The sequence below is a fragment of the Natrinema sp. LJW11 genome (assembly GCF_056135975.1).
In genome coordinates this window covers 30,492-53,538 of sequence record NZ_JBWBDM010000012.1, presented here as the reverse complement: position 1 = coordinate 53,538, position 23,047 = coordinate 30,492, and the positions used below count along the sequence as shown (strand labels likewise).

The 23,047-nt window shown below is 55.9% G+C and carries 20 protein-coding genes and 2 pseudogenes; 7 read left to right on the top strand and 15 right to left on the bottom strand.

The genetic code is table 11. The features are described 5' to 3' along the window. Positions 1 to 9 precede the first annotated feature (9 nt). A complete protein-coding gene (locus AC0QDI_RS23360; protein ID WP_474672315.1) occupies positions 10 to 1,029 on the bottom strand; it encodes a TIGR03617 family F420-dependent LLM class oxidoreductase in 1,020 nt (339 codons plus the stop codon). A gap of 334 nt (positions 1,030 to 1,363) precedes the next feature. On the opposite strand from AC0QDI_RS23360, the gene AC0QDI_RS23355 reads away from it, so the two are divergent. The 5 genes from AC0QDI_RS23355 to AC0QDI_RS23335 all read left to right on the top strand — a co-directional run bounded on the left by AC0QDI_RS23355 (position 1,364) and on the right by AC0QDI_RS23335 (position 8,461). Next, positions 1,364 to 2,542: a CaiB/BaiF CoA transferase family protein gene (locus tag AC0QDI_RS23355; protein WP_474672314.1), complete on the top strand. Its 1,179-nt coding sequence runs from the start codon at positions 1,364 to 1,366 to the stop codon at positions 2,540 to 2,542. 181 nt (positions 2,543 to 2,723) lie between these two features. After that, positions 2,724 to 3,878 (top strand): thiolase family protein, encoded by a 1,155-nt coding sequence (locus tag AC0QDI_RS23350; protein ID WP_474672313.1) that lies wholly within the window; start codon positions 2,724 to 2,726, stop codon positions 3,876 to 3,878. Positions 3,879 to 4,103: 225 nt separating this feature from the next. Then, complete coding sequence (locus AC0QDI_RS23345; RefSeq protein WP_474672311.1) at positions 4,104 to 5,678, top strand: class I adenylate-forming enzyme family protein; 1,575 nt, start codon at positions 4,104 to 4,106, stop codon at positions 5,676 to 5,678. 272 nt (positions 5,679 to 5,950) lie between these two features. Further along, positions 5,951 to 7,126, top strand: a complete 1,176-nt coding sequence (locus AC0QDI_RS23340) for a CaiB/BaiF CoA transferase family protein (RefSeq protein WP_474672310.1) — start codon at positions 5,951 to 5,953, stop codon at positions 7,124 to 7,126. A 108-nt stretch (positions 7,127 to 7,234) separates the two neighbouring features. After that, on the top strand, positions 7,235 to 8,461 hold the full coding sequence (locus tag AC0QDI_RS23335) for an acyl-CoA dehydrogenase family protein (protein ID WP_474672309.1): 1,227 nt from the start codon (positions 7,235 to 7,237) through the stop codon (positions 8,459 to 8,461). Positions 8,462 to 8,647: 186 nt separating this feature from the next. Here the strand turns inward: AC0QDI_RS23335 and AC0QDI_RS23330 are convergent, their stop codons facing one another. After that, on the bottom strand, positions 8,648 to 9,814 hold the full coding sequence (locus AC0QDI_RS23330; RefSeq protein ID WP_474672307.1) for a thiolase family protein: 1,167 nt from the start codon (positions 9,812 to 9,814) through the stop codon (positions 8,648 to 8,650). Between the two features lie 80 nt (positions 9,815 to 9,894). After that, a complete protein-coding gene (locus AC0QDI_RS23325; protein WP_474672305.1) occupies positions 9,895 to 10,101 on the bottom strand; it encodes a DUF7979 domain-containing protein in 207 nt (68 codons plus the stop codon). A 46-nt stretch (positions 10,102 to 10,147) separates the two neighbouring features. On the opposite strand from AC0QDI_RS23325, the pseudogene AC0QDI_RS23320 reads away from it, so the two are divergent. Next, positions 10,148 to 10,268, top strand: a pseudogene (locus AC0QDI_RS23320) (electron transfer flavoprotein subunit alpha/FixB family protein); the annotation flags it as partial. A gap of 283 nt (positions 10,269 to 10,551) precedes the next feature. Here AC0QDI_RS23320 and AC0QDI_RS23315 read toward each other — a convergent pair. From AC0QDI_RS23315 to AC0QDI_RS23280, 8 genes and pseudogenes are all read right to left on the bottom strand, one after another. Then, complete coding sequence (locus AC0QDI_RS23315) at positions 10,552 to 11,328, bottom strand: SDR family NAD(P)-dependent oxidoreductase (protein ID WP_474672303.1); 777 nt, start codon at positions 11,326 to 11,328, stop codon at positions 10,552 to 10,554. A 1,755-nt stretch (positions 11,329 to 13,083) separates the two neighbouring features. After that, positions 13,084 to 13,717, bottom strand: a pseudogene (locus AC0QDI_RS23310) (IS6 family transposase). A 129-nt stretch (positions 13,718 to 13,846) separates the two neighbouring features. Continuing rightward, the gene (locus AC0QDI_RS23305) at positions 13,847 to 15,085 is read right to left on the bottom strand and encodes a phage integrase SAM-like domain-containing protein (RefSeq protein ID WP_474672302.1); all 1,239 of its coding nucleotides are present in this window, start codon (positions 15,083 to 15,085) and stop codon (positions 13,847 to 13,849) included. Between the two features lie 27 nt (positions 15,086 to 15,112). Further along, entirely contained in the window at positions 15,113 to 15,622 is a 510-nt protein-coding gene (locus tag AC0QDI_RS23300) for a DUF8154 family protein (protein WP_474672300.1), read from the bottom strand. Then, positions 15,615 to 16,310: a nucleotidyltransferase domain-containing protein gene (locus AC0QDI_RS23295; RefSeq protein WP_474672299.1), complete on the bottom strand. Its 696-nt coding sequence runs from the start codon at positions 16,308 to 16,310 to the stop codon at positions 15,615 to 15,617. The genes AC0QDI_RS23300 and AC0QDI_RS23295 overlap by 8 nt, the downstream gene beginning before the upstream one ends. 765 nt (positions 16,311 to 17,075) lie before the next feature. Next, positions 17,076 to 18,752 carry a transposase gene (locus AC0QDI_RS23290; RefSeq protein WP_474672297.1) on the bottom strand — a complete coding sequence of 559 codons (1,677 nt, stop codon included), beginning with the start codon at positions 18,750 to 18,752 and terminating at the stop codon, positions 17,076 to 17,078. A 65-nt stretch (positions 18,753 to 18,817) separates the two neighbouring features. Further along, positions 18,818 to 19,702 (bottom strand): DUF7964 domain-containing protein, encoded by an 885-nt coding sequence (locus tag AC0QDI_RS23285; RefSeq protein WP_474672295.1) that lies wholly within the window; start codon positions 19,700 to 19,702, stop codon positions 18,818 to 18,820. Then, positions 19,699 to 20,670, bottom strand: coding sequence for a DUF7983 family protein (locus AC0QDI_RS23280; RefSeq protein WP_474672293.1), 972 nt, complete (start codon positions 20,668 to 20,670; stop codon positions 19,699 to 19,701). The genes AC0QDI_RS23285 and AC0QDI_RS23280 overlap by 4 nt, the downstream gene beginning before the upstream one ends. A 107-nt stretch (positions 20,671 to 20,777) precedes the next feature. Here AC0QDI_RS23280 and AC0QDI_RS23275 point away from each other — a divergent pair, with 107 nt between their 5' ends. Next, positions 20,778 to 21,137, top strand: a complete 360-nt coding sequence (locus tag AC0QDI_RS23275) for a hypothetical protein (RefSeq protein WP_474672291.1) — start codon at positions 20,778 to 20,780, stop codon at positions 21,135 to 21,137. A gap of 15 nt (positions 21,138 to 21,152) precedes the next feature. On the opposite strand, the gene AC0QDI_RS23270 is transcribed toward AC0QDI_RS23275, so the two are convergent. The 4 genes from AC0QDI_RS23270 to AC0QDI_RS23255 form a co-directional block, all read right to left on the bottom strand. After that, complete coding sequence (locus AC0QDI_RS23270; protein WP_474672289.1) at positions 21,153 to 21,623, bottom strand: hypothetical protein; 471 nt, start codon at positions 21,621 to 21,623, stop codon at positions 21,153 to 21,155. A 193-nt stretch (positions 21,624 to 21,816) separates the two neighbouring features. Beyond that, entirely contained in the window at positions 21,817 to 22,062 is a 246-nt protein-coding gene (locus AC0QDI_RS23265; RefSeq protein ID WP_474672288.1) for a hypothetical protein, read from the bottom strand. A 53-nt stretch (positions 22,063 to 22,115) separates the two neighbouring features. Further along, on the bottom strand, positions 22,116 to 22,622 hold the full coding sequence (locus tag AC0QDI_RS23260; protein WP_474672286.1) for a PIN domain-containing protein: 507 nt from the start codon (positions 22,620 to 22,622) through the stop codon (positions 22,116 to 22,118). Next, positions 22,619 to 22,987: a UPF0175 family protein gene (locus tag AC0QDI_RS23255; RefSeq protein WP_474672284.1), complete on the bottom strand. Its 369-nt coding sequence runs from the start codon at positions 22,985 to 22,987 to the stop codon at positions 22,619 to 22,621. The genes AC0QDI_RS23260 and AC0QDI_RS23255 overlap by 4 nt, the downstream gene beginning before the upstream one ends. Positions 22,988 to 23,047 lie beyond the last annotated feature (60 nt).

The following is a 23,047-nucleotide window of genomic DNA, read 5'->3' as shown; positions in this document are numbered from 1 at the left end:
TCTACTGACTCAGGCACTTCGGAGATCTTCGAGGACGTCCGTCCAGTAGTCTCCGCCGTCGAAGTCGAACAGAATCCGGTCCGCGGTTCCACCGTACTTCTCGAGGATTTCCCCGGCGAGTTCATTCGGCGGGGCATCGATTGCGAACGCGTTGACCATCTCGTCAGTCACGAGGTCGGTCATTTCGTCCCACTTATCCTCTTTCGACAGTTCGTGGAGCTCCATTCCGACGTCTTTCCACCCGTGAGTCTCGAGCACGTCGTGGTAGGTTCGGGTCGACCCATAGAACGCGATCCGACGCTCCACTTCCTGACGTCGCTGTTCGCGCTCGGCTTCGGAGTCGCCAGTGATGAGGAACGGACTCGCAGAGAGCGTCACCTCGCTGGGATCACGACCCCCTATCTCGGCTCCTTTCTCGACCAGTGGAGCGATGACCTCGTCCGTGTACGTCGGTGTATTGAACGCGTGCATACAGAGCCCGTCAGCGACATCGCCAGCCATTTTGATGTTGTAATCGTTGACACCTGCGACCCAGATATCCGGTGGGCCGACCTCGAGCGGACCAGGGTTGAACTCGTCGGTCATCAGGGAAAATTGATAGAAATCTCCGTCGAAATCGAGGTCAGACTCGGTACCCTGAAACACGTCGAAAATGTGGCGTAACGCCATCACTTCTTCGCGGAGTCTCGAGCCCGGATGCTCCCACTCGAAGTCGACCGAAAACCGGCGTTCGTTGTGTCCTTTGACCTGCGTTCCGAGTCCGAGTGTCATTCTGCCGCCAGAGAACCGCTGGAGGCTCCATGCCATGTATGCGAGTATCATCGGTGATCGGGTAAACGCCGTTGCGATGCGCGTCCCGATCGTCACGGTGTTCGTCCGGTCCGCGATCGGCGAAAGCGGAAGAAACGGATCCTCGTCGAGTTCCGGCGTGAAGATACCGTCGAACCCGATTTCCTCCGCTTTTACGGCTAACTCGTTCGTCTCGGACGAAAGGCCAGCGATGCTTGCATCGATTTGTATCTCTGCCATCGGCTTATCTATTGCAGTAACGTATGTTAACAGTTTCCACCTTTCTCGAGTCGATTGGCGGAGATGTGAATGCCGGTACGTTTCATCGATAATAATATGTGTACCGGGACAAACGTATTACTATGTTCGGCCGTAACCGACAGGCCCAGTGGGCCGTGTTATCGGCTCCACCTGCCCCTCGAATGGAACGAGCGACGACAGCGCGAGCAGTGCAATCTCGCACGAGCAACAGTGGCGGTTCCGTTGGAAAGCTCCGCTGGAGCCGAGCGGTGCCCGGCGAGAACTCGGTCGACTGCTCATCCAACGAGAAATCGCTACTGAGACGTGGTTACTAATGCTCGCTTTAGATGATATCACCGTTCTCAGCCTCGAGAGCGGCGTGAGCGCTCCATTATGTACTCGAATGCTCGGCGATTTCGGTGCCGAAGTGATCAAAGTCGAACGGCCCGGCGTCGGCGACGTCAACCGCCATTGGGACTCGGCAGTCAATGGGGATTCGTCAGCTCACGTCTGGGTCGACCGGAACAAGTTGAGCATCGAAATCGATCTCAAATCCGACGAGGGGACAGAGATATTCTCAGAACTCGCTGCCGAAGCCGACATCGTCGTCCAGAACTACGCCCCCGGTGTCGTCGAACGGCTCGGCGTCGACTATGACACCGTCTCGACGATCAACGAGGACGTGATCTATCTAAACATCTCCGGATACGGGCGCACCGGTCCGTATAGTGATCGGAAGGCGTACGACCTCGTCATGCAAGGCGAGACCGGTTCGATCCTTATGAACGGCTCGCCCGACGCGCCGGCGAAAATCCCGATCAGTATCTGCGACATCAATGCCGCGACTTACGGGACGATCGCCACGCTGCTATCGCTCTTCCATCGCGAGCGGACCGGAAACGGCGACGAAATTGACGTGACGATGTTCGGTGGGATGCTCTCTTGGATGGGTTACTTCCCACATAAGTACTGGCACAACGACGAACTCCCTGAACGAATCGGGATGCGTCATCACCTGATCACGCCGTACGGACCATACGAGACGGCTGACGACCAGTACGTCAACTTCGCCATCCTAAGCGAGGCCCACTGGAAGGAGTTCTGCGTCGAGATCATCGACCGCCCCGTCCTCCTCACGGACGACCGTTTCGGGACGAACGAGGATAGGATATCAAACCGAGACGTGCTCGAGTCTACGATCGAATCGATCGTAGAAAGCGAACCACGAGACTATTGGGCCGATCAGCTCTCCGAAAGCAGTATTCCCTGGGGTGACGTCAATCAGCTCGACGACGTACTCGACCACCCGCAGACGGAACACCTCGATCTTGTGAAAGAACTCGAGACCGAAGACGGCCCCGTCCGATACGTCGACAACCCGATCTCGTTCGACGATCTCGAGACGACTGCCGAACAAATGCCGGATCTCGGTGAGCACACTAACGATATCCTTGAGACGATCGGCTACACCAGTGATGAGATCGACGAATTGCACGCGAACAACATCGTATAATTCGGTCAAACCGCCGAAGAGCGGATCGTGATCGAATAGGTCCGGAAAATTCGATCGGAGACCGTCTCACCGACGACAATCCGATAGTCAATCACGCGTTCTGACGATCAATTCAGTTCCGCTGCGTGTCGAAACATGGACAACCTCTATTACAGAGTGAATGCGAGTAGAAGGCGTGCTAATGAAAGACGCTGTCATCGTCGATGCAGTGCGAACGCCGTTCGGAAAGCGGGACGGATCCTTCCGAGATACACATCCGAACGATCTCGCCGCGAAACCGCTTGAAGCGCTCCGTAAGAGAAATGGGTTTGAGCCAGAAACGATTGAGGACGTTATATATGGGTGTGTAAGCCCGGTTGACGAACAAGGATCGAATATCGGACGGCTCGCACCGATGGTCGCTGGCTGGGGCGATATCGTTCCGGGGGTACAGCTTAATCGGATGTGCGGTTCGGGCCAGCAGGCAGTCAACTTCGCTGCGACAAATATCATGGCCGACCAACATGATGTCCTTGTCGCCGGCGGCGTCGAACACATGACCCGCGTCCCAATGGGATCCGATGCAGCGGAAACAGGGTTGACCGACACCTACTTCGAACACTTCGACGAACGAACGCATCAGGGAGAAGGTGCCGAACGCATCGCCGAAGAGTGGGACCTCAGCCGTCGCGAACTCGACGAGATCGCCGTCGACTCCCAGCGCCGATGGGGGAATGCGTGGGATGAGGGCCGCTACGACGATCAGATTATCCCCGTTGAGACTGAACTTGACGGCAAGTCGGTCACCGTCGAACAGGACGAGCACCCCCGCCCCGATACAGACCTCGAGACACTCGACAACCTGCCGCTCTCGTTCCGCGATGAGGGCGATGGCTTCCACCATCCCGGTAATGCCTCGGGGATCGTCGACGGTGCAAGTGCCCTATTGGTCGCGAGCGAGGAGGCCGCGGCGGAACACGACTGGGAGCCGATGGCTCGTATCGTCCAGACCGAGGTCGTCGGCGTCGACCCGGTCACGATGTTGAAGGGGCCGATTCCGGCGACTGAACAGGTCCTCGAGAAAGCAGATATGACGATCGATGATATCGATCTCTTCGAGGTCAACGAGGCGTTCGCCTCGGTCGTCGCCGCTTGGCTCGAAGAGACTGGCGCGTCGTGGGAGGACACCAACGTCAACGGTGGTGCGATCGCCCACGGCCACCCGCTCGGAGCAACGGGTGGTGCGTTGCTGACGAAACTGGCTCACGAACTCGAGCGCACGGGCCAGGACACGGCGCTATCGACGATGTGTATCGGCTTTGGCCAGGGTATCGCGACGATCATCGAACGGGTCTAAGCTGCCTGTCTGCTCGTCAGTCGACCTCCCATTCGTCCGTGAGTTCCAGATGACGTGAAAAGCGAATGTACCCACGGCTCGGTCGACGATTGTGATCGAGACCGGAATTGAAGTATCAATGTGAAACCGACTCACCGCCTCCGTGAAAGGGGGCGGTCGACTCACCGTCTTTTCACGGTATTAAACACCGAAACCGTTATATGATGATCAGTGCTTGCTCATACCATGCAGGGAGTAACCGTTAGCTGGCTTGCCGAGCGTAACGCGTACAAGTTTCCCGAAAAGGAAGCAGTCGTCATGCGGCCGCTATCAGGCGGGCGGGATTCGATTACGAACGCGACATTCAACGAGCGCGTTAACCGCGTCGCGAACGGACTCCAAGAACGGGGTATCGAGCGCAACGATAAAATCGCTGTCTATACAGCAAACTCGATTCCGACGCTCGAGATGTACCTCGGAGCCATGCGGATCGGCGCGCTCCCGGTTCCAGTAAACCACCGATTCCAGACCGACGAGGTTCGGTACGTCCTCGAGGACTCCAACGCACGACTGCTTCTCTTTGACGGACAGGCTGTCGATATCGTCGATGAGATCCACGACGATAAGGAGGTCCCCAATGAGTTACTGTTTTACGGCGATGACTGCCCGGAGTACGCAAACGATTACGTCGACTTTCGAGAGGGGGCGGCCGCTACTCCGGTCGACATCGTCCCATCACGGCTCGACGAGGCGATGCTCATGTACACGTCCGGTACGACTGGCAAACCGAAGGGGTGTCTACTCACCCATGACAATATCGTCCAGGCGACTGTTAATGCCATCACCGAGCGGGCCTTCCAAGGAAGGCAAGTCGATACGGACGGACGCGCCATCATCGTTACACCCCTGTTCCACGTCGCAGCCTTCGCCAAGTTCGTCAACAATCAATACGCCTCTGCAACGACAGTTTTGGTTGACGGGTTTGATGCCGAGCACGTGCTCGGGGTGCTTGAGGACGAGGGGATCACGAGCGGCTTTTTCGTTCCCACGATGGCACGCGCGTTGCTCGGAATCGATGATTTCGACTCGTACGACCTCTCGTCGTTCGCCGAATTCGGGCTCGGAGGTGCGCCGTCCGGTCGAGAACTCAAGGAAACGATTGCGGAAGCCTTCGGTGCCGACATACGAGAAGCGTTCGGGCAGACAGAGATGTCCCCGACGACGACGATGTTGATGCCGAATGAGGCATTTGACCACGCTGACAGCGTCGGTCGGCCGCTCACCAACGTGCTCTGTAAGGTGGTCGATCCGGAGACGGGCGAGGAGGTCGAACCTGGGGAAATCGGTCGGGTCTGTTATCGAGGGCCGACGATGTTCCAAGGCTACCACAACCTACCCGAACGGACCGCGGACGCGTTCGACGACGGCTTTTTCGTTTCAGGTGATCTGGTGACAAAAGATGAAGACGGTTTTGTCGAATTCGTCGGCCGGGACGATGACATGATCATCACGGGCGGTGAAAACGTCTATCCCGCCGAAATCGAGGAAGTCCTGTACGAGCACCCAGCTGTCGACGAGGTAGCCGTCATTGGTGCCCCCGATGAACAGTGGGGTGAACGGATAAAAGCAATCATCGCCCCGGTGAATGCCGAGAATCCCTCGAGCGAGCAGCTTCGGCAGTATGTCGGTGACCGGCTTGCGGATTACAAGAAACCGAGGGAGTTTGTTTACGTCGAATCACTCCCGCGAAACCCGTCAGGAAAAGTCCTCAGAGATCCACTTGAGTCGAAAGAAGGTTCCGTTGTTGATAGCGATTCATAGCCCGCTCAAGTGGCCTGTTCCGTCCTCCCTGCGACGCATCTTCGATTGGTACGAGTCAGGGCCGGCGATATCGACAGTAGCCCAACCGCTGAATTGACTCGATAGGATAGGGAGGAGAAGTTCTGCGAAACGTGGCACTGTCGCCGACGAGAAACCGCACTTTGAGTTCGATGGTCGCGTAGCGCCGCGTCTGATCGACTGGCCATCGACGCCATCGCTTGACACCGTCCGCTGACACGTATTTTGAAGTGAGTTCAGGTCAGTGTCAACGTATGCGACTCAACGGAATCCGCGTACTCGATCTGACTCGCCTGTTACCCGGCCCGTACACGACACAGCTTCTCGCCGATTCGGGGGCGGAAGTCGTGAAAGTAGAGGACACGGGAGCCGGTGATTATGCTCGCGAGAGCGAACCGAAGTCGTCACGCGGTGTTGGTTCTGTTTTCGAGATGGTTAATCGGGGAAAACGAAGCGTCTCGATCGACCTGAAGTCAGCAGATGGGCGGCTTGCCTTCTACGATCTCGTCGAGACGGCAGATGTCGTATTCGAAGGGTTTCGACCAGACGTCGCCGAACGGCTGAGAGTCGATTATGACACCCTCGTGGAACACAACGAGGATCTCGTCTACTGTTCGCTCACCGGGTATGGACAAGACGGCCCGTGGTCGGACCGCGCCGGTCACGACCTAAACTACATCGCTCTGGCTGGGCTGCTCGATATGACCCGCGAGGCCGACGACGCGAAACCGCAGATGCCAGGATATCCGATCGGCGATATGGCGAGCGGATTGTTCGCCGCGTTCGCCATCACTGATGCGCTCCTCTCACGGGAACTGGGGAACACAAACGGTGAGTACATCGACATCTCGATGACTGATGTCGTCGCATCGTTCTCACAGTCGGTCGCCTACGGGGCGTTCAACGGCGATCCGGAGACTCCCAGACCCGGCGAGACCACGTTTACGGGAAAACTCCCCTGTTACGACAGCTATCAAACCGCAGATGGGAAGTGGGTGACGCTTGCCGCCCTCGAGCCGCAGTTCTGGCGTGCGTTCTGCGAGATTGTCGAAAAAGAACACCTCATCGAGCGCCATCGATCGACCGATCGGGACGTTCGGGAAGCCATCCGAGACGAACTTGTAGATATGTTTCGCGAACGCTCACGCGAGGAGTGGGAGGCGCTCCTCAAGCCGGCTGACACTGCGTTCGCGGGCGTCTACAGCCCGGCCGAAGCAGTCTCCCACCCTCAAATCGAGGGACGCGATATTATCGAGCGGGCCGATTCGGCCCCGCCCCGGATTGGCTTTCCTGCCCGCTCGAACGAGGACCGTCCACAATCAGACGAGACCCTTCCCGAGCAGGGAGAACACACCGAGCGCTATCTCGCTGAGGTCGGCTACAGCGAAGCAGAGATAGCCAGTCTTCGCGAATCGAACGCGATTGACTAACAGCGAGAGACGACAGGTCAGCGGGGCTGCCGTAGCGCGTTTTCCTCGTGGTGCCCCGGATATAAACGAGAGAGGTTTTATGCACTAGCGAGAACAAACTGGTGATAGATGTCACAGAAGTCTAGCAGTAGTGGTGGCGTCGCGTTCGATATCGACGAAGAAACGCAACTTATCCTCCAGAGTCTCGACGAGTTCGTCGAACAGGAAGTTGAACCGATAGTCAACGACATCGACGAGGAACTCTCAAATCCGCGTCTAGGACACGACATCGATGGCCGCATCGTTGACGACGTACTCGACACGATCGACCAAATTCGGAAAAAGAGCGCAGAGGCAGGGTTCTATGCGATGAATATGCCCGAAGAGGCCGGCGGCGATGATATCTCGGCCGTCACGTGGTATCTCGCAAACAAACAACTCTCGGCGACCGGTGTTCCTCTCGCCGACCACGTCTTGGCCGGCCCGTCTGGGCCAAAGCCCCTGCTCGCGCAGGCCGAAGGCGACCAACGGGTGAAGTACCTCGAGCCGGCGATGCACGCGGAGAAGACGACTGCCTTCGGGCAGACCGAACCGGGGGTCGGCTCGGATTCACCAAACATGGCCGCCCGCGCCGAGAAAGACGGAGACGAGTGGTTGCTCAATGGCACCAAACAGTGGATCACGAACGCTCCGTACGCGGACTTCATTCAGGTATTCGCACGGACGACACCACAAGAAGAGGCCGGCCGTTACGGCGGAATAACCTGTTTCATCGTCGAGGAAGACGAGTACGAGATCGGCTCGTTCAACAACGCTGTCGGTCGCGAGGGAATGCAAGCGGAGGTCCACCTCAACGACGTTCGACTCTCGGAGGACCGTATCCTCGGTGAGCTCGATAACGCATTCTACGATGCGATGTCGTTCCTCGGACTCGGCCGAGTCGAAATCGGCGCACGAGCGGTCGGCAACGCCGAGTGGCTCCTCGATCGCGCGACTGACTACGCGAACGATCGGGAAGCGTTTGGAAACTCCATCGGAAACTTCCAGTCGATTTCGCACAAGATCGCTCGCGGCCGGGCGAACGCTTTCGCCGCGGATACTGTCGGACTCCGATGTGCGTGGCAACTTGATCAAGGCGACGACGCCATCACCGAATCATCGATCCTAAAATGGTTCGCGACAAACACGTTTTGGGAGATTGCCGACGACGTCGTCCAAATACACGGTGCGAACGGTCTCGCCGAAGAGAACCGCTTTATGGACCGCTTGCACTATGCTCGGACCCAGCGTATCGTCGAGGGAACCGACGAGATTCAGCTCAATACGATCGCGAAACAATACGGCGTCGAGATGTGATGTCGATCCGGTTTGATTTATCGCTCGAGGCGTTCTCTCCGTAAGTGACCAACTGGCGTTTCATCGATCCCGTTTTTCTTGGGGATAGTGTTCGAAGTAAGCGGACTCGTTGTTCAACTCAGTTGGAACAACGTCCGTCCATTGTCGTGGTCGACAACGGTAGAAGCAGAGATGGTTGAGCCGGTACTACACTCGCTCGATGATCGTGGCGACAGCCTGGCCAAAGCCGATACACATCGTCGATAGCGCTGTGTCCTGGCCCGTACGCTCGAGTTCGTGAGCCAGTTTTGTCAGTAGCGCGCTCCCAGTTGCTCCGAGCGGGTGGCCGTGGGTGATCGCGCCACCGTTGACGTTGGTGTCTTCCCAAGAGATTCCCGTCTCTTCGAGCCAGGCGGCGACGACCGAGGCGAACGCCTCGTTGACCTCGAAGAGGTCGATATCACTCGCCTCCATGTCTGCCTTCTCGAGGACCTGTTCGGTCGCCGGGATGGGGCCAGTGAGCATCATGACTGGGTCGACACCGACGACCTCCGTCTGGACGATTCGGGCCATCGGCTCCCAGCCGTGTTCCTCGGCGGCCTCCTCGCTCGCGATCAACAGCGCGGAGGAACCGTCGACGACACCCGAAGAATTTCCTGCGTGGATGACTCCCTCACCTTCGTCTCGGAACGCGAGCGGCAGGTCGGCGAGCGTCTCGAGGTCCGTTCCGGGTCGGGGGTGTTCGTCTTGTTCGACGGTGATAGGTTCGCCGTCGAGTTCGGTCTCGACGGGCACAAGCTGACTGTCAAAGCGGCCTTCGTCATTTGCCTGCTTCCAGCGTTGGTGGGAATCCACGGCAATTTCGTCGAGTTCGCGCCGAGAGAAGCCCCACTCGGCGGCGACGCGCTCGGCGCTTTCACCCTGATGAACGAGTTCGTCGTAGTGTTCAAAGTATGTGTCTGTCGTATCGGGTTCGGCCGTCTTTCCGCTCCGATTACTAGACATCGGGACGCGGGTCATATGTTCGACGCCGCCGGCGACGACAACGTCGTGGAAGTCGGCTCGGACGTTGGCCGCGGCCAAATTCACTGTCTGTTGACCGGAGCCGCACATCCGATCGAGTTGCAGTCCTGGGACGGAGTCGCCCCAGCCGGCGACCATGGGAGCGATTCGGCCGATGTTTGATCCCTGTTCGAACACGGGTTTTACACAGCCGTACATGACGTCCTCGATGATTGTTGGATCGAAACCGTTGCGCTCCTCAAGCGCCCTGAGTGGAGCGGCCGCGAGGTCCTGTGGGTGTGTGTCGCGAAGCGAGCCGTTATGTTTACCGAACGGCGTTCTAACGGCATCGACAATTACAGCGTCATTCATCGTCAACAATGATAACACATGTCGTATTAGGAGTTACGGTACGGAGATTACAGACCATACAAATACAATCCGATGAGACCTCAGTCACGTACGATCTCGTAGTATTCCACATACTTCACGTAATCGCAGTCACGGAACCCGTTCTCACTCACTCTATTTATGGAACCCCCGGTCTCTATGAGATCGGGGAACCGTTCTTTCGTCGCCTCGGCGAGTTCGTCGTAGTGGCAGACTCTCGAATCATCTTGGATATCGGTAGCACTACAGTGACTGATTTCCTCTACCATGGTAGTAACCAACATTCGGAGGGTATTCAATGTTATCATCAGTCTGAGCCAGTTCGCAGTCGCGATCAACACGGGCCCCACGGGCCGACATGGATATCGCCGACTACACGATCGTCGACGACCTCTTCGACATCGGCCCCGAACTCGTTAATGAGTTCGAAGACTGACCTACCGGATAAAAATCGAGCTGTTCGGGCCGTTCGGTCCAATCCGCTACTTGTTCATAGTCAATCAACCATTCGACAAAAGGACTGAAAGAGGAAAGACGATCTAGTCATTCATTGTCACTGTTCTACATCGTAACCAGAACCGCATTTGTTCCGACGATTCGGGAGAACGGGATTCGAATGCGAGTACGAACTACCTTCGAACGTACCAGAACAAGGGTTCGAAATCGCGTTTCGAATCGGTTCCGGATACTATCACGAGGCTTCGGTTCTCACGGGCAAATTATCCCCGGATGTAACCGCCGTTGACGCTGACCACTTCCGCGGTGATCCAGCTGGCAGCATCGCTCGCGAGGAAAGCGACTGTGTCGGCGATATCCTGTGGCTTGCCAAGGCGGTTAAGCGCGTATGACTCGAGGACCTTCTCTCCGTATTCCGCGAGCCAGTCCTCAGTCGCAGGCGTCTCGGTTGTCCCCGGTGAGACGATATTCATCCGGATCCCGTGTTCGCCGACTTCTTTTGCGACGTTCATCGTGAACGCGACGTTTCCGGCTTTCGCGCCCCCGTATACGGCGAGGGATGGATCGTTTCCTTTGTATGAATCGCTGGCATAGTTGATTATACAACCGCTTTCTTGCTCGACCATGTGCGAAAGTGCGGCGTGTGTACAGTTCATCGTCCCGAAGTAGGTTACCCCGACCGCCTGGTCCCAATCCTCGGGTGTAGATTCGAGGAACGACGATGTACGCGTACTCAGTCCCGCATTGTTAACGAGAACATCAATCGAACCAAACTCGTCGACAGTGGTATCGATCATCTCAGTAGCGTCGTCATATGACGAAACATCCGTCTGGATCGCTAACGCTTGCGTATCGTGCTCCTCCTCAATGGTCGCAGCGGTCTCATCAGCGGCTTCGATATCTACATCAGCGATAGTGACGTTAGCGCCATGTGCTGCGAACGTTTCGCAGACAGCCTGACCGATCCCGCTTGCGCCGCCGGTCACAACGACACTATCGTCCGTAAAGTCGAACTTCTCGGCAAGTGTTTTTTCGGACACGGACTCCAATTTTAGTGCATCTCATATAACACTACCGGGTAGCGTCGGTTACGATTGGAACCTCGTGGTTCCACGAACGCCATCCTACAGACAGTAATTAGCTGCCAATCTACCCACAGTATACTGAGTCACCACTCGATGTTGGGATGATTGAACGGGGCTTGCTTCGAGAGTCCGTAGTCTCTGTGTTGCGTTTCAATATCTGTCCAAGGGTGGGAAATTTACCAGTGTGAGCACTATTGATTTTCTCTGTATCTCTCGTGTCCCTCTGTCATTGCGTTCGGAGAGATGAAGGAACGCCCTGCAAGAGCCAACACTGATTCGCGAGCTATTTGACGCAACCAATTCGAACGAATAACTATTCGTTCCGAAAGGCGGAACGCGATTGGTTTCCCGAGGGGCCGTTCTGACATAGCTGCATCGGTCCGTATACCTATGGTGTATCCCGAAATGAGTAGAAACGGTAGTACAATCGAAAACGGTATGCTCGCTGTTGAGACGAGAACTGGAAGAGGGATGTTCCGTTATTCGGAATTTAGCATAGGGCACGGGACGTGACCAGATTCAAGGGTGGGAAATGATCGTCCCACCATCAACTGAACTCCTCACGCAAAACGGTGAACCGATTGACCGTTTCGATGCAACTGCTGATACGAAGTTTGAAGGGAGATTATTGACTTTCAAAATAGGTTGTTTGGACGGAAGCACGTGCTGTGGATGTCCACAGGCGATTATGCCGTGATATCTCTATTTCATAAGAAGGCCTGAACCGTAACATCTGGTCCGAGCGACTACCGATTACCTTCGATTGTGAGTCCAACACGGCGGTTGGGAAAGCCGTCGATCATTGAGGCTTCGTTCGACTCTTTCGAATCAGAATGCGACCGCTCTACCTTCGACTCTGTTCCGCTGCAGAGAACGAATTGAGAGAATAGTGTGGGATTATCGAACTAAGAGACGTATATGCCCGAATTTCGATATTGTTACATTGGTTGATCGGCCTCGATAGCAGGATCTAACTGGATTTGAATATACGGAACACTTCACCGATGTGGCTACCGTCTAGGTTAACATAATATTGGATAGTGCAATCGGTGTAAACAACACCAGAGGCTACGAATCAATCGGGTACGGTGTCACAGACCAAGACTGGGTCCCGATCTTTAAATCAGGCAAACGGCCAAGAACGCGTACTCGCCGTCCGAAAATGATGAGCAAGGAAGCACTCGGGCCGCCGGCCAAATCGCTCACAGCTATAATGATGACGGATAGGATCTTGTATCGATGCCTAGCTCGGATCGACGGGACTAGTATTTCCTCTTTGGAGTCGAATGCAGGCAGTGAACGCGATCTATAACGAGCAGCTAGAGATCCACACAGTATGTGCTGCGCAGCGCTCTAGAGCACATCGTCCGTTAACCAACAACATAGCGGATGCAGCGTCGCTTGGATGAACACAACTCAGATCTGAGATCGGCAGATGAGAAGACTACCGCTCGAGATAGATTGGATTACAATCATAGGGTTGTAATTGACCTGCTCAACCAACTATGGTGTAGATATAGGCACAGTCTAGTATCTTGGCTGAACATATTTAACGAATACGTCTTCGATCTGGTGCATTATCACTCAGAGATACAGTTCGGGCTGTCAGGTTCCCAAGACAAGAATTTTTGAACGCTTTCGCGGAAGAATCGTTTAATCTCATTTTGGACCAAGTTATCCAGTCGAGAGTACTGCCTCTAGGGGCTGTGTTCAGATTAGTTGATTCCATACGTACGCGTAGCTCTGGAGCCAAGTTTCAGCGGTATTCGGTTCGGCGTTTCTGAAGCAATTTCCGAACTGGTAGGTTCGTCGTTCTACCTCTTGGAAGAAACGTTCGACGGTGGTCCGATTTCTGTGTGTCTCGTGTCGAAACCGGAGATAATATCAGTTGAGTATAGCTTTCAGCCAGGGTCCGGAATCGATGAGAAACATGGCGTCGTCGACGTCGTGTTTCTCGGTGGGTTCAGAGAGAAAGATTGAGGTATACCCTCGTTCCGCGTCGAAAACAGCCTGATATGAAGAAAATCGTTCGTTTCGGGACCGACAACAGCGTACAGTCAGTAGCGCTGATCGTCGAGATGGATCACGGTCTCATCGAGCTCAATGTGATCCGGCTGGGCACCGTCTGTCGGCTGTAAGTCAGCTTTTTTCACCCATTTGTGAACAGTCGAGCGCGGTCATTTGACACCGATTACTCCAAGACAGATATAGTAATCGAGAGTGATAATTAGCACAACTGGAGATGGATACTGAGTTCCATGAACTCGCGCGGTGTCTGCTCGCGCTCCATAAAATCTAACTCGATCCCGATGCTAGATCCGTCGAAGCAATCGAATTCTGGCATAGCACAACGAATTCCACTGCCTCGCTCCTTCAAACTCTAATCTGAACAGCGCCGGTCAGTATGTCCCCAACCGTTTTCCGGATCAGTGATAGCGAACTGGGACCAGTCGGTTACTCGTTACCTGTTCAACTAACCATCAATCTCTGAGAGTGCTTCTGTGGCAACGTCTCCGAGTTCACCGGCCTCAATATGTGAGTACCGCTCTCGCACCATCTCCTCTGAATTGTCGAGATAGCGGGCCGCAACCGTGTATCCGAATGCGCGGACAAGAACCTCGCCCATCCCGCGTCGACCGCCGTGTGGTGCGAGATAATCGTGTTTCGGATGGTCGATGTCGACATCACAGTCTTCCGAGAGTTGCTGGAGAATCGACCGTGCGCCATCCGTCGTAATCGACGGCGGCCGAACGTCCTCGTCGAGAGCCAACAACAGGTCGCGAGCGTACTCCTCACGTCGCTCGTCAATCGCATCTGGGCGCTCCCCTCGGTTGGCCAGCTCATCCTTCATGAGCGTCGCGAGCGTCCGCTGGTCGAACGTCGGGAACACTGGCCACCGCTCAGTTGGTGGCTCCATCAACTTTTGATAGCTCCGAAGCGGCGAGATCACCGGATCGGGGAGGCTCGCAGCGTCCCACTGCTGTTTCTTCCGATAGACGTCCATGCTCCCGTCCTCGAGCGAGATTTCCTCCCACCGGACCCCGCGCCGGCGCGGGTCGTTCGGGTCCCGAAGCAGTTCCCCGACACGGACAGCTGTATAGGCGAGGACGAACACGAGGGCGCGTTCACGGGCAGCTTTCAGCGCCGTGTATCGCGCTCGCTGTCTGTCTAAGGGATCGGCATCCTTCGGGAGTGTCGTGTACATCTCGATGGCATCGCGGGCTCGCTCGTCGACGTGCCGAGTGAGGGCGTGGCGTTGTTCGGACGTCCAGGCCTGCTGGTCACCGGGCTTGCGGCCGTCGTCGTCGGGGAGTGGTGCCATCGCACTCGCCCGCTGCGCATAGTGCGCCTCGAGGTAGCCCTCGTTGACGCACCAGCCACACCATGCAGAGATATAGCGGTAATAGGTTTGTACAGTGTTCTGTTTGAGCCCTCGATCACCGGCGAGGTGTCGGGCGTACTCCCGAAAGACGCGTTCGTCGAGGTCCTCGAAGGTGGGCTCTCGGTCGACATCGTCGGGGACGATCCCGGCCCAGTCGTCGCTGCGGTCGCCGTCGGCCCACTCGGCGAACCGCTCGAGCTCGCGTGCTGCGTTTCGTCGGTAGTTCCCGCCGTCCCCACCACGGCCTTTCCCCTTGTCTTGGAGGTAGCGCTCGAACGAGTCGATAAATGGGGTCAATTGCGTTCTTCCTGTGGATGTATTCCGGTCCATAGTGTTCTCTCTAAGTGCCTAATGGAGTCAGTCACACAGACAGACGCCGCCCTCCCGGATCTGACTCACCGCGAACTGATGGACAGCGATTGCGAGTTCGGTCATTGCGTCCGCTTGTTCTTCGGTTGGACGACCGCCACCGTAATAACTCTCAGTCCGGTTTTCGCTGTAGAGGTTCCTCATCTCCTCTGCAGTCTGCCTCTCGAATAGCCCGATCTGATGGGCACGTTCGTAACTGAATTGATGATCCTGGAAATCTTGGAGTGTATCGGTCGTCATCGAGAGGGCATACGCCTCGATTGACCGTTCAATGGCCCCAAAACAGACCTCGATGACGGCAGTGTAGTACCCGTCTTGTGCTTGGAGTGTGTCGACAACTTCGAGAAGGCGACACGCTTTCGTCAGCTGTGTCTTCCAGTCTGCATCGGCGCTAATTCCGTCCTCGAATTCTGTCCGACCTCGTCCAACCATCTCAAAGGCGTCCTGCGCACGCTCAAGTGCTGCGAGCACAGATGACGGGTCTGAGCCGCTACTCATCGGCAGCTCCTTCCTCCAGAAGGAGGTTTTCGACAGTTTCGAAGTCATTCGTCTTGTAGACTGGAATTCCCGAGACGATGATTTCCCGAATGTCATCGGTGTAGGCCGGAATCGCTTGGACGGCCTCGACGTCGATATCGTACGCATACCGGTCACCATCGAATTCCATCTCTTCGAGGTCGCGTGCGATGGCGTTCGCTTCTCGTTGGCTTTCGGCCCGCCCAGAGCGAACTAGCACCCAGAGATCGATATCGCTTCGTCGGTCAGCATCTCCCCGGGCAACACTCCCATACAGGATGATGCCGACGACGTCACTAATGTTCTCACGGAGCTTCGTTACAGCAGTTTTGACCGGCTGGTGATATTCCGATTGGGGAATCCGAAGAATCGGATCGTCTGGGATGGAAAGACGCTGTCTGTTGATCTGAATAAGGCGCTGGTTGCTTTTGGGAGAGTCTGTGACCAGATCATTCGAACTGAGAACATTCACAGCCCGTCGAACGGACTGGTGTGAATGGCCGATCTGCGTCGCAAGTTCTCGCAGGGAAAAGTCACTGAATCGATGGTTTGTCAAAAATAAAAGGACATCACTCGTCGCCTTATGTTTGAATAATTCCGGATCAGAAGGGGGTACCGAAAGCGAAATGGATGCTCCGGGCGAATCCGTACTTTCCGTCTCGCGGTTCATATGACGTGGTACGGACTACTACTATAAAAACATTATATGTGGATCTGATTCTACCTAAATACTCACTACGGGATCAACGTGCTTGCGGAGAAAGACATCCGGATACCGAGTTCGTCGACGATCTCGGAAAAAGTGACGGGACCGTGCTGCAAAATGGAACATAAATCTGAGCGAGTATTGGCGTCTCGAGGGGGTCAGCGACCGTCTGAAGCTGCTGAATGGGTGGCTTGCCCGACCAGGGAGGTGAGTTCGCCATCTCGATTGCGAAATATCGATAATTCGTGAACAGGCATCTGACCGGGGAGGTGAATTTGGAGCCCACTCGGTAACTGCAGAAAGACACCCCCTCTCAGCGTCTCTACCCCGGAGAAAGCGGCGTCATGAGGCGGTTGCAACATTCGTGCTTCCCCGACGGCGTCGGGGTGCTTCAAAGTGGTCGTGATTACCGGAGCAATCACGACCAATAATCAAACCGAAGGGACCCATCGGTTTCGGGAGTTTCCAGACGCCTACCCACCAAATAGACGATGGCGACACAGTTGTAAACTGTATGCCACTATATTGAAATTTCGGGGTGGAAGTTGAGACTACAGCGGGTATAGTGGGCCTCTGATGCGTGAATTTGACCGATTCGGTCAGCGGAAACTGCCACAGATGGCTCTCAAAGCGGCTATTATTATCATATATCCAACTATATGGACAAATTTCGAGACTTCCAGCAGCGTAGCCACTCAGACGGCACGCTAACCCGAACAGAGTACCTCACTACCCGATTCCAGTTTCCTTCTTCAGCAGCGTCAGCGTGTTGTCCGCTGTAATCACCGGTGAGTGCTCGTACTCACCAGTCAACTCAACCTGCACGAGCAGATCGACAGCTCGCCAGATCGAGTACAGCAGACACGCGAACGCGAAGTAGAAGAATCGAAGCCCGAAATTCTTCGACGTTGTCGCCGCCATGAACCGCTTTATCGATCGGTAGCCACTCTCGATTTCCCACCGGTAGCCGTACTCCGTGAGGTGTCCGCTCCCCCGATTCGTCATGAACACCGAGTACTGGCGATGGTCGTCGTGCTCTGAATCCTCTTTCCGCCGATAGATTAGCGTCGTCTTGTGCCACTCGTTCTTGCCGAGGTGGAGCTTCCGATCGGTCTCGTATCTGTCCTGACCCCGCTGAAGTAACCGCTCGGCCTGGGCTTTCTCGCTGGTCTGCATCCGTTTTGGGACGACGTAGGAGAGCCCGCGCTGGCTGATCATCTCCAAGACGTGCTGGCTGTCGAACTCCCGGTCCATCAGCACGTTATCGGCGTGAACGAGATCCTCGGCAGAGTCGAGCAGATCCTCGACGATTTCTAATCGTGTCTCACCCTTTCGGACCGGACGTGCGTCCAGCACCATCGGGACGGCATTCCCGACCAACTGAACTGTCGCCCACTGGTAGGCGTACTCGTCGTTCTTTTCCTTCGTCCCGATAATCTCGTCTTCGTGGTCGGTGCGGTCACCTGTGAAGGGATCATTTTCAGTGATATCGATCGCTACGATTCCGGCACGATAGAACACCTCCGTCGCTGCGATCTCTTCTAAGAGACGGCCCACCGCCTGCCGATACATCTCTCGGATCTGTTCGATCGAGAGATCACGAAGATGGTCACGATGCGCGTGTCCCATTGGAGTCCGGTCACGAGTCGACTCGTGGATGAAACTGCGAGCTCCCTCATTCGCAGCGAGATTCTCTCGCAATCCCAGATACGTGTGCAAATCCCAATACGCATTCTCGGGGATCTCACAGCCCTCACTACGATTAAGCGAGAACGTGGGGAAGATGATGCGGCTGACGTGGTCGGTGATCTCGCTCGCCTGTTCGAGAACGACCTCATAGTCTGGGTTAGACTGACCGGATTCAGTATCGTGGTGCCGAAGGGTCCGGTCCGGTTCACGCGGAACCGTGATACCCGCGTTCTGAGCACCGATGAGAATCGTTCGAGCAACGGTTTCGATGGTCTCGCAGAGCTCGTTCGTGAAGCGTGTGTGCCAGCTTCGCCATAGCGTCGACTGATCTGGGATCGACTCGATACCCAGTTGCTTACGGATATCAGATCGACGGTTGAGGTACTCAACGAGTGCTGTCTCGTGGTCCCACCCGTGGAGTTCTTTCAGCACGAACAGGCGAAAGAGCGTGGCCATCTCGTAGAGTGTCGAGTTCGCGTAGCGATCGTGAGGATCGAATCGAAAGTAGGCCAGCGGAACCGTACAGACGAACTGTTCAACGGAGGTATGGCCGTCGTGATCGAACCACGCTTCCGACACAGTACGAAGGTCCGACTCCAGTCCAGTTAGCGAACTCCGGTCATACAACGGTGTCGAGTCGTACGCCGGCCACTCGACGTGCGGTTTCCGGGCGATCCGACGAAAGACACTCCGGCGAGACTCACTGGTTGGTGCCACTGTGAGACGCTGGACACGTCACGGCCAAGAACTCGTTCTCTTCGACAGACAGTCAAGAGAGCAGCCTACAGGTGGCCGTATCCTATGCGTTCGAGTTCTGCTTCCAGTTCGACGTGCATCGCTTCGACAGTTTCCTCGTCGAAATGCTGGCCCGTCATCGCACCCGAAATCTCCGCGATTTCAGCGTGCCACTCGCGTACTGCGTCCGCAAGAGCCGCGAGGAGTTCTTCCTCCGTCTTGTCTGCCCCGTCGACTTCTTCGACGACCTGCCAGCCCGGTTGAAAGTTTTCGAGGACGTATCCCCTCTCTTCGAACTGAATCGCGAACCGCTCGCAGACTGCCCCGAATCCGGTTTTGAGACTGAGTAGTGGAATGACGTGGACGACATTATTGCACTTCTCTAGCTCACGAAGATCCGCAACGGGGACCGCGGTTTCAGGGAGCACCGAATAGAGTGGGTCTGGGAGTGGCGAATCACTTTCAGCGGTTCCTGGCACGTCGTACTGGTCGTCGATGGGATCGCCTTTCTCTTTCATGACCTCCGGTGGTTTGTCGCTCGGCTCATCGCTGAGAATCTCTTTCAAGATTGCGTAAAACCGCCATTCATCGCCGTAGTCGTAGAGGTAGCAGATGCGATCGTACTGTTCGATACCGAGCTGGCGGGTCATCTCGCCGATCGTCACCTGGCCAGCGTTCTCAATCCGTTCCGTACGCAATACCGGATCACCACCAAGCGACTCCTCGTACTCCTGCGGGCACTGGTATTTGACGGCGCTGTCCCAGTAGTCTTCATCGTCGCCGACGAACCAGAGGTGACCCTGATCGAGTCCGACTGCGGGGTTGATCGCCGACTGGAACTCGGCGATCGTTCTGTCCGCGCCGACGATGATATCCCGCCACAGTGACGTCGGATCGGGGTCGAATTTGACGCGAAAGCGGTAGGCAGTCATCCTTGCATCTCCGCTCCCGTGCGGAAACTGGTGAGGTCGTCGATACGCTGTTCGAGCTCCTCGATCTCCGCTCGGAGCTGATTCGCCTCATCGTCCTCGCTAGCAGCAAGGCGATCTTTCAATCCCTGTAGCCGGGATTCTTTCACGTCTTCATCGACCTCTGCCTTGCGGACGTACTCGCTTTCTTGGACCTCGTACACATCGGAGTCGGAGAGCGTGGTGACCTCAAGTGCTTCATCGACTTTCGAGCGGTCGACACTCAGTACACGCTCGCGATCGATACCAGCGTCCTCAAGACGTTCCAACACCTCGTCGTCGTCTTTGAGCGAGCGATTTCGGCGACTCGTCCGTTGGACGGAGCCATACTGCCCGGAAACCGGACGGTCGTGATGGAGCCGAGCGAGGAGGACATCCGCGACCTCCTTGCGGAATTCGTTAGCATCTCGCTGGACATCCGAAAGCAGAGTGTAGAGATTCACCAACGCGTTCGTCTCCAGTTCAGAGAGAGTAGTCACATCGTGACGTTCGAGTGCATCGATGAGGAGGAGCGCGTCCGAGTAGACATCCAATCCGTCGGGTTCAGTTCGTTCCTCGTCTGTTGATTCCTGCTCGACACCCATCACCTGCGTCGCCGTCGAAACCGCTGATTGTGTGATGATGCCAGCGTCCTCATCAACCTCGAATCGTGGATGGACACTCCACACCGCCGGATACGGATCGGCATCCGCCGGGAGACGGTCAAGGTCAAATCCGTCGGGGGCGTCCTCGATTCGTCGATAGAGCGTTTCGAACTGGCCACGCTGGAGCGGCCGCGTCTCGTCTCTGTCTTCGAACTGAATGATGACGCAAGCGTCCTGCACGTCAGTAATCCGAAATCGCTGATGGGAGAGCGGTGTGATAAGCGTCGCACTCTCGGGGAGGTCGTCAAGCTCCTCGAGAAGCGTGTGCCAACTTGCGGTGAAAGACATATGTCGTGGTTGTGCGCCATTCAGACTAAATCTTGTTCACGACGCGGCCACTGGCAGGTAGTCTCCGTAACAGACAGCCTGATACGTGGCTCGTCGGAACTACCGATATGGCTGAGACGTACGCACTCCGTGTCCAGATCGAGTCACACGAGTACAACGGCGAATTCTATCTCGTCGGCGAAGGATACGGAACCCCAGCAGACGTGCTGGATAACGTCGCTGCCGACCATCTCTTGCGAATCGCGAATGCGCGACGTATCGAAGAGTACCTGCTCGATGTGCTGCAGCACGGAGGAAATACAGGTAAACCCCAGTATGAGGCGACAGACAGCGATGTCGAATGCTGGGTTCACGTCGACGTCTCCTACCGGAGATACGCCTTCGGTGTCGGAGACAGAGTGTTCGAGTTCTCAAGCGAACCGACCAAAAGCGAAATCGCGTCGACTGTCACGCAACTCCAGTCGTAGGCTGTGGACTCTCGTTCAGGGATCGAAGTGGTAGATGTAGGGGTAGTCAGCCTTCCCAGCGGGCATAATCTCTTTGAGTAGCCCGCGAACCTCGGATTCGGAGGGAGCACTGGTGATGATCCGATCATCGTAGATCGCTACATAGGCTTCGTTGAGTCCCAACTCGCGCAGTTCGCGACCCAAGCTGCGGGCTCGAGCCTTCCCCATCTCCTGATGGTAAATCCGCTCCAGTTCGTCGGTTTTCTCCCGCAACTGCTCGATCTCCGGCGCGTATCGCTCTCGGTTGCGCTTGTTCTTCATGTAGAAGCGCAACTCCTCGGCGTCCGTCTTTTCGTCTTCCTCGGGTGCTGGAAGCGAGTCGATAATGCCGAAGCGATGTTTGGCCTCTTCGTACTCGTCATCGATGTCAGTACTGAGCGAGCCCCCGAAAATGATGTTCTTGACCCCGATCCATCCATCGTAGACGATCTGGTCCTCGAACGGCAATAGGACAACACTCGAAACTGGGACTGGAAGTGCGGACTCGTCCCATACTTCGGCGAACGGAAGCCGATCCGGGCGGACTGCGTATGCTTTCGGCGGTTCTGTCCAATCGAGGAAGATTGCGTCGTCCTCGCGATAACGGACGACGACGAACTCTCCAGCGACGAAGTCAGTCCATGCTGTGACCTGTTCGAGATCAGCCTCTGACAAGGTTGACAGGATTCTCTTCAACGAAGTCCTCAATCAAGTCTGTCGTCGACTCATTGTACAGCGTGTTTCGGAGCGGGAGAAGCTCGTCAGTGTAGTGATGTGCCAGATCAGTGACAGTTTCGATTTCTTCTATGACCTCGAATCGGTCGTTGACATACACCAACAGATGGGCGTACAGGTCCAGAAACCGTTGTTCGCTCTCTTCGGATAGCCGTCTGTCGGCTTCACTCATCGGTAATAGACATGTTCACGGCCACCTAATCAGATGTTTCGAACTCCAACCCGTCATCGGTACTCCGAGATCGTCCGATACGGGACGTAGTAGCCGATCTCATCGATCCACGTCGACAGCCATTTGTCGGCAGTCGCTTCATCGATTTTCCCAGCATCGATTGTAGCCAACAGAACGCCAATCGACCCGACAACGGTCACACCCTGGTCTTTCGCAAATGACCGAGCATCTCCGTCGTCTGTCAGCAGTCGACCGTCGTGTGCGTCGGCGAGGGCGAACGCCTGTGCTTCACCGGGATCGAGATGGTCACTGACAACCGCCTCTCTGTTTGCGACGGTGTCCGAGATTGGCGCGACCGGGATCTCGTCGTCGAGTGTATTGAGTGCTGACTGAAGATATGGGTGGTCATCAACGCCGTTTTCGAGTTCTTTGCGAACGACTGGTACCGTACAGATTCCAGAGAGGTCAGCAACTACCCACAGCTGATCGATGTACGCAAAATTCGAGAGGACAGTCGTATTCAAGACGCTCGGGTTCGCTGGGAGATCATTACCTGTCATTTACCACGTGGCTCCTCATCAGACATGTCCTCATCATCGAAGTCGAGTTCGCGTGCTGCCTCTACCTCGTAGGCTGCATCGTCTTCGTCAACGAGCCCGAGGCGAAGTTCAACGCCGTGCTCACGGAGGATGTCACGCATCGTCCAGCGGTCGACATCAGCGAGTCTCGCAGCATCACCGAGTGTGATCCGCTCGCGTTCGTAGAGGGCGACCGCAGCTGCAATACGTTCGTTCTCGTGGTCCTCGAAGTATTCACGCACGAACTCGCGCAACGCATCGCTCTTGCCCCCGAACACACCAGCCTCGACAGCCCCCTCAATGAGGAGATCGAGGTCATCTGGGTAGGAGCCGGTAATTCGTGCCATCGTTCTATCCGTGACTACGTCTTCATACTATTTATGAACTGCGCCAGAATGCCATATGCA

Bases quoted from the DNA above. Each gene is read 5' to 3' on its own strand.
- AC0QDI_RS23350 (WP_474672313.1), top strand. From the start codon at position 2,724: ATGAAAGACGCTGTCATCGTCGATGCAGTGCGAACGCCGTTCGGAAAG.
- AC0QDI_RS23300 (WP_474672300.1), bottom strand. From the start codon at position 15,622: ATGAGTAGCGGCTCAGACCCGTCATCTGTGCTCGCAGCACTTGAGCGT.
- AC0QDI_RS23275 (WP_474672291.1), top strand. From the start codon at position 20,778: ATGGCTGAGACGTACGCACTCCGTGTCCAGATCGAGTCACACGAGTAC.
- AC0QDI_RS23335 (WP_474672309.1), top strand. From the start codon at position 7,235: ATGTCACAGAAGTCTAGCAGTAGTGGTGGCGTCGCGTTCGATATCGAC.
- AC0QDI_RS23280 (WP_474672293.1), bottom strand. From the start codon at position 20,670: ATGTCTTTCACCGCAAGTTGGCACACGCTTCTCGAGGAGCTTGACGAC.
- AC0QDI_RS23285 (WP_474672295.1), bottom strand. From the start codon at position 19,702: ATGACTGCCTACCGCTTTCGCGTCAAATTCGACCCCGATCCGACGTCA.
- AC0QDI_RS23295 (WP_474672299.1), bottom strand. From the start codon at position 16,310: ATGAACCGCGAGACGGAAAGTACGGATTCGCCCGGAGCATCCATTTCG.
- AC0QDI_RS23265 (WP_474672288.1), bottom strand. From the start codon at position 22,062: ATGAGTGAAGCCGACAGACGGCTATCCGAAGAGAGCGAACAACGGTTT.
- AC0QDI_RS23360 (WP_474672315.1), bottom strand. From the start codon at position 1,029: ATGGCAGAGATACAAATCGATGCAAGCATCGCTGGCCTTTCGTCCGAG.
- AC0QDI_RS23305 (WP_474672302.1), bottom strand. From the start codon at position 15,085: ATGGACCGGAATACATCCACAGGAAGAACGCAATTGACCCCATTTATC.
- AC0QDI_RS23260 (WP_474672286.1), bottom strand. From the start codon at position 22,622: ATGACAGGTAATGATCTCCCAGCGAACCCGAGCGTCTTGAATACGACT.
- AC0QDI_RS23340 (WP_474672310.1), top strand. From the start codon at position 5,951: ATGCGACTCAACGGAATCCGCGTACTCGATCTGACTCGCCTGTTACCC.
- AC0QDI_RS23255 (WP_474672284.1), bottom strand. From the start codon at position 22,987: ATGGCACGAATTACCGGCTCCTACCCAGATGACCTCGATCTCCTCATT.
- AC0QDI_RS23325 (WP_474672305.1), bottom strand. From the start codon at position 10,101: ATGGTAGAGGAAATCAGTCACTGTAGTGCTACCGATATCCAAGATGAT.
- AC0QDI_RS23355 (WP_474672314.1), top strand. From the start codon at position 1,364: ATGCTCGCTTTAGATGATATCACCGTTCTCAGCCTCGAGAGCGGCGTG.
- AC0QDI_RS23345 (WP_474672311.1), top strand. From the start codon at position 4,104: ATGCAGGGAGTAACCGTTAGCTGGCTTGCCGAGCGTAACGCGTACAAG.
- AC0QDI_RS23330 (WP_474672307.1), bottom strand. From the start codon at position 9,814: ATGAATGACGCTGTAATTGTCGATGCCGTTAGAACGCCGTTCGGTAAA.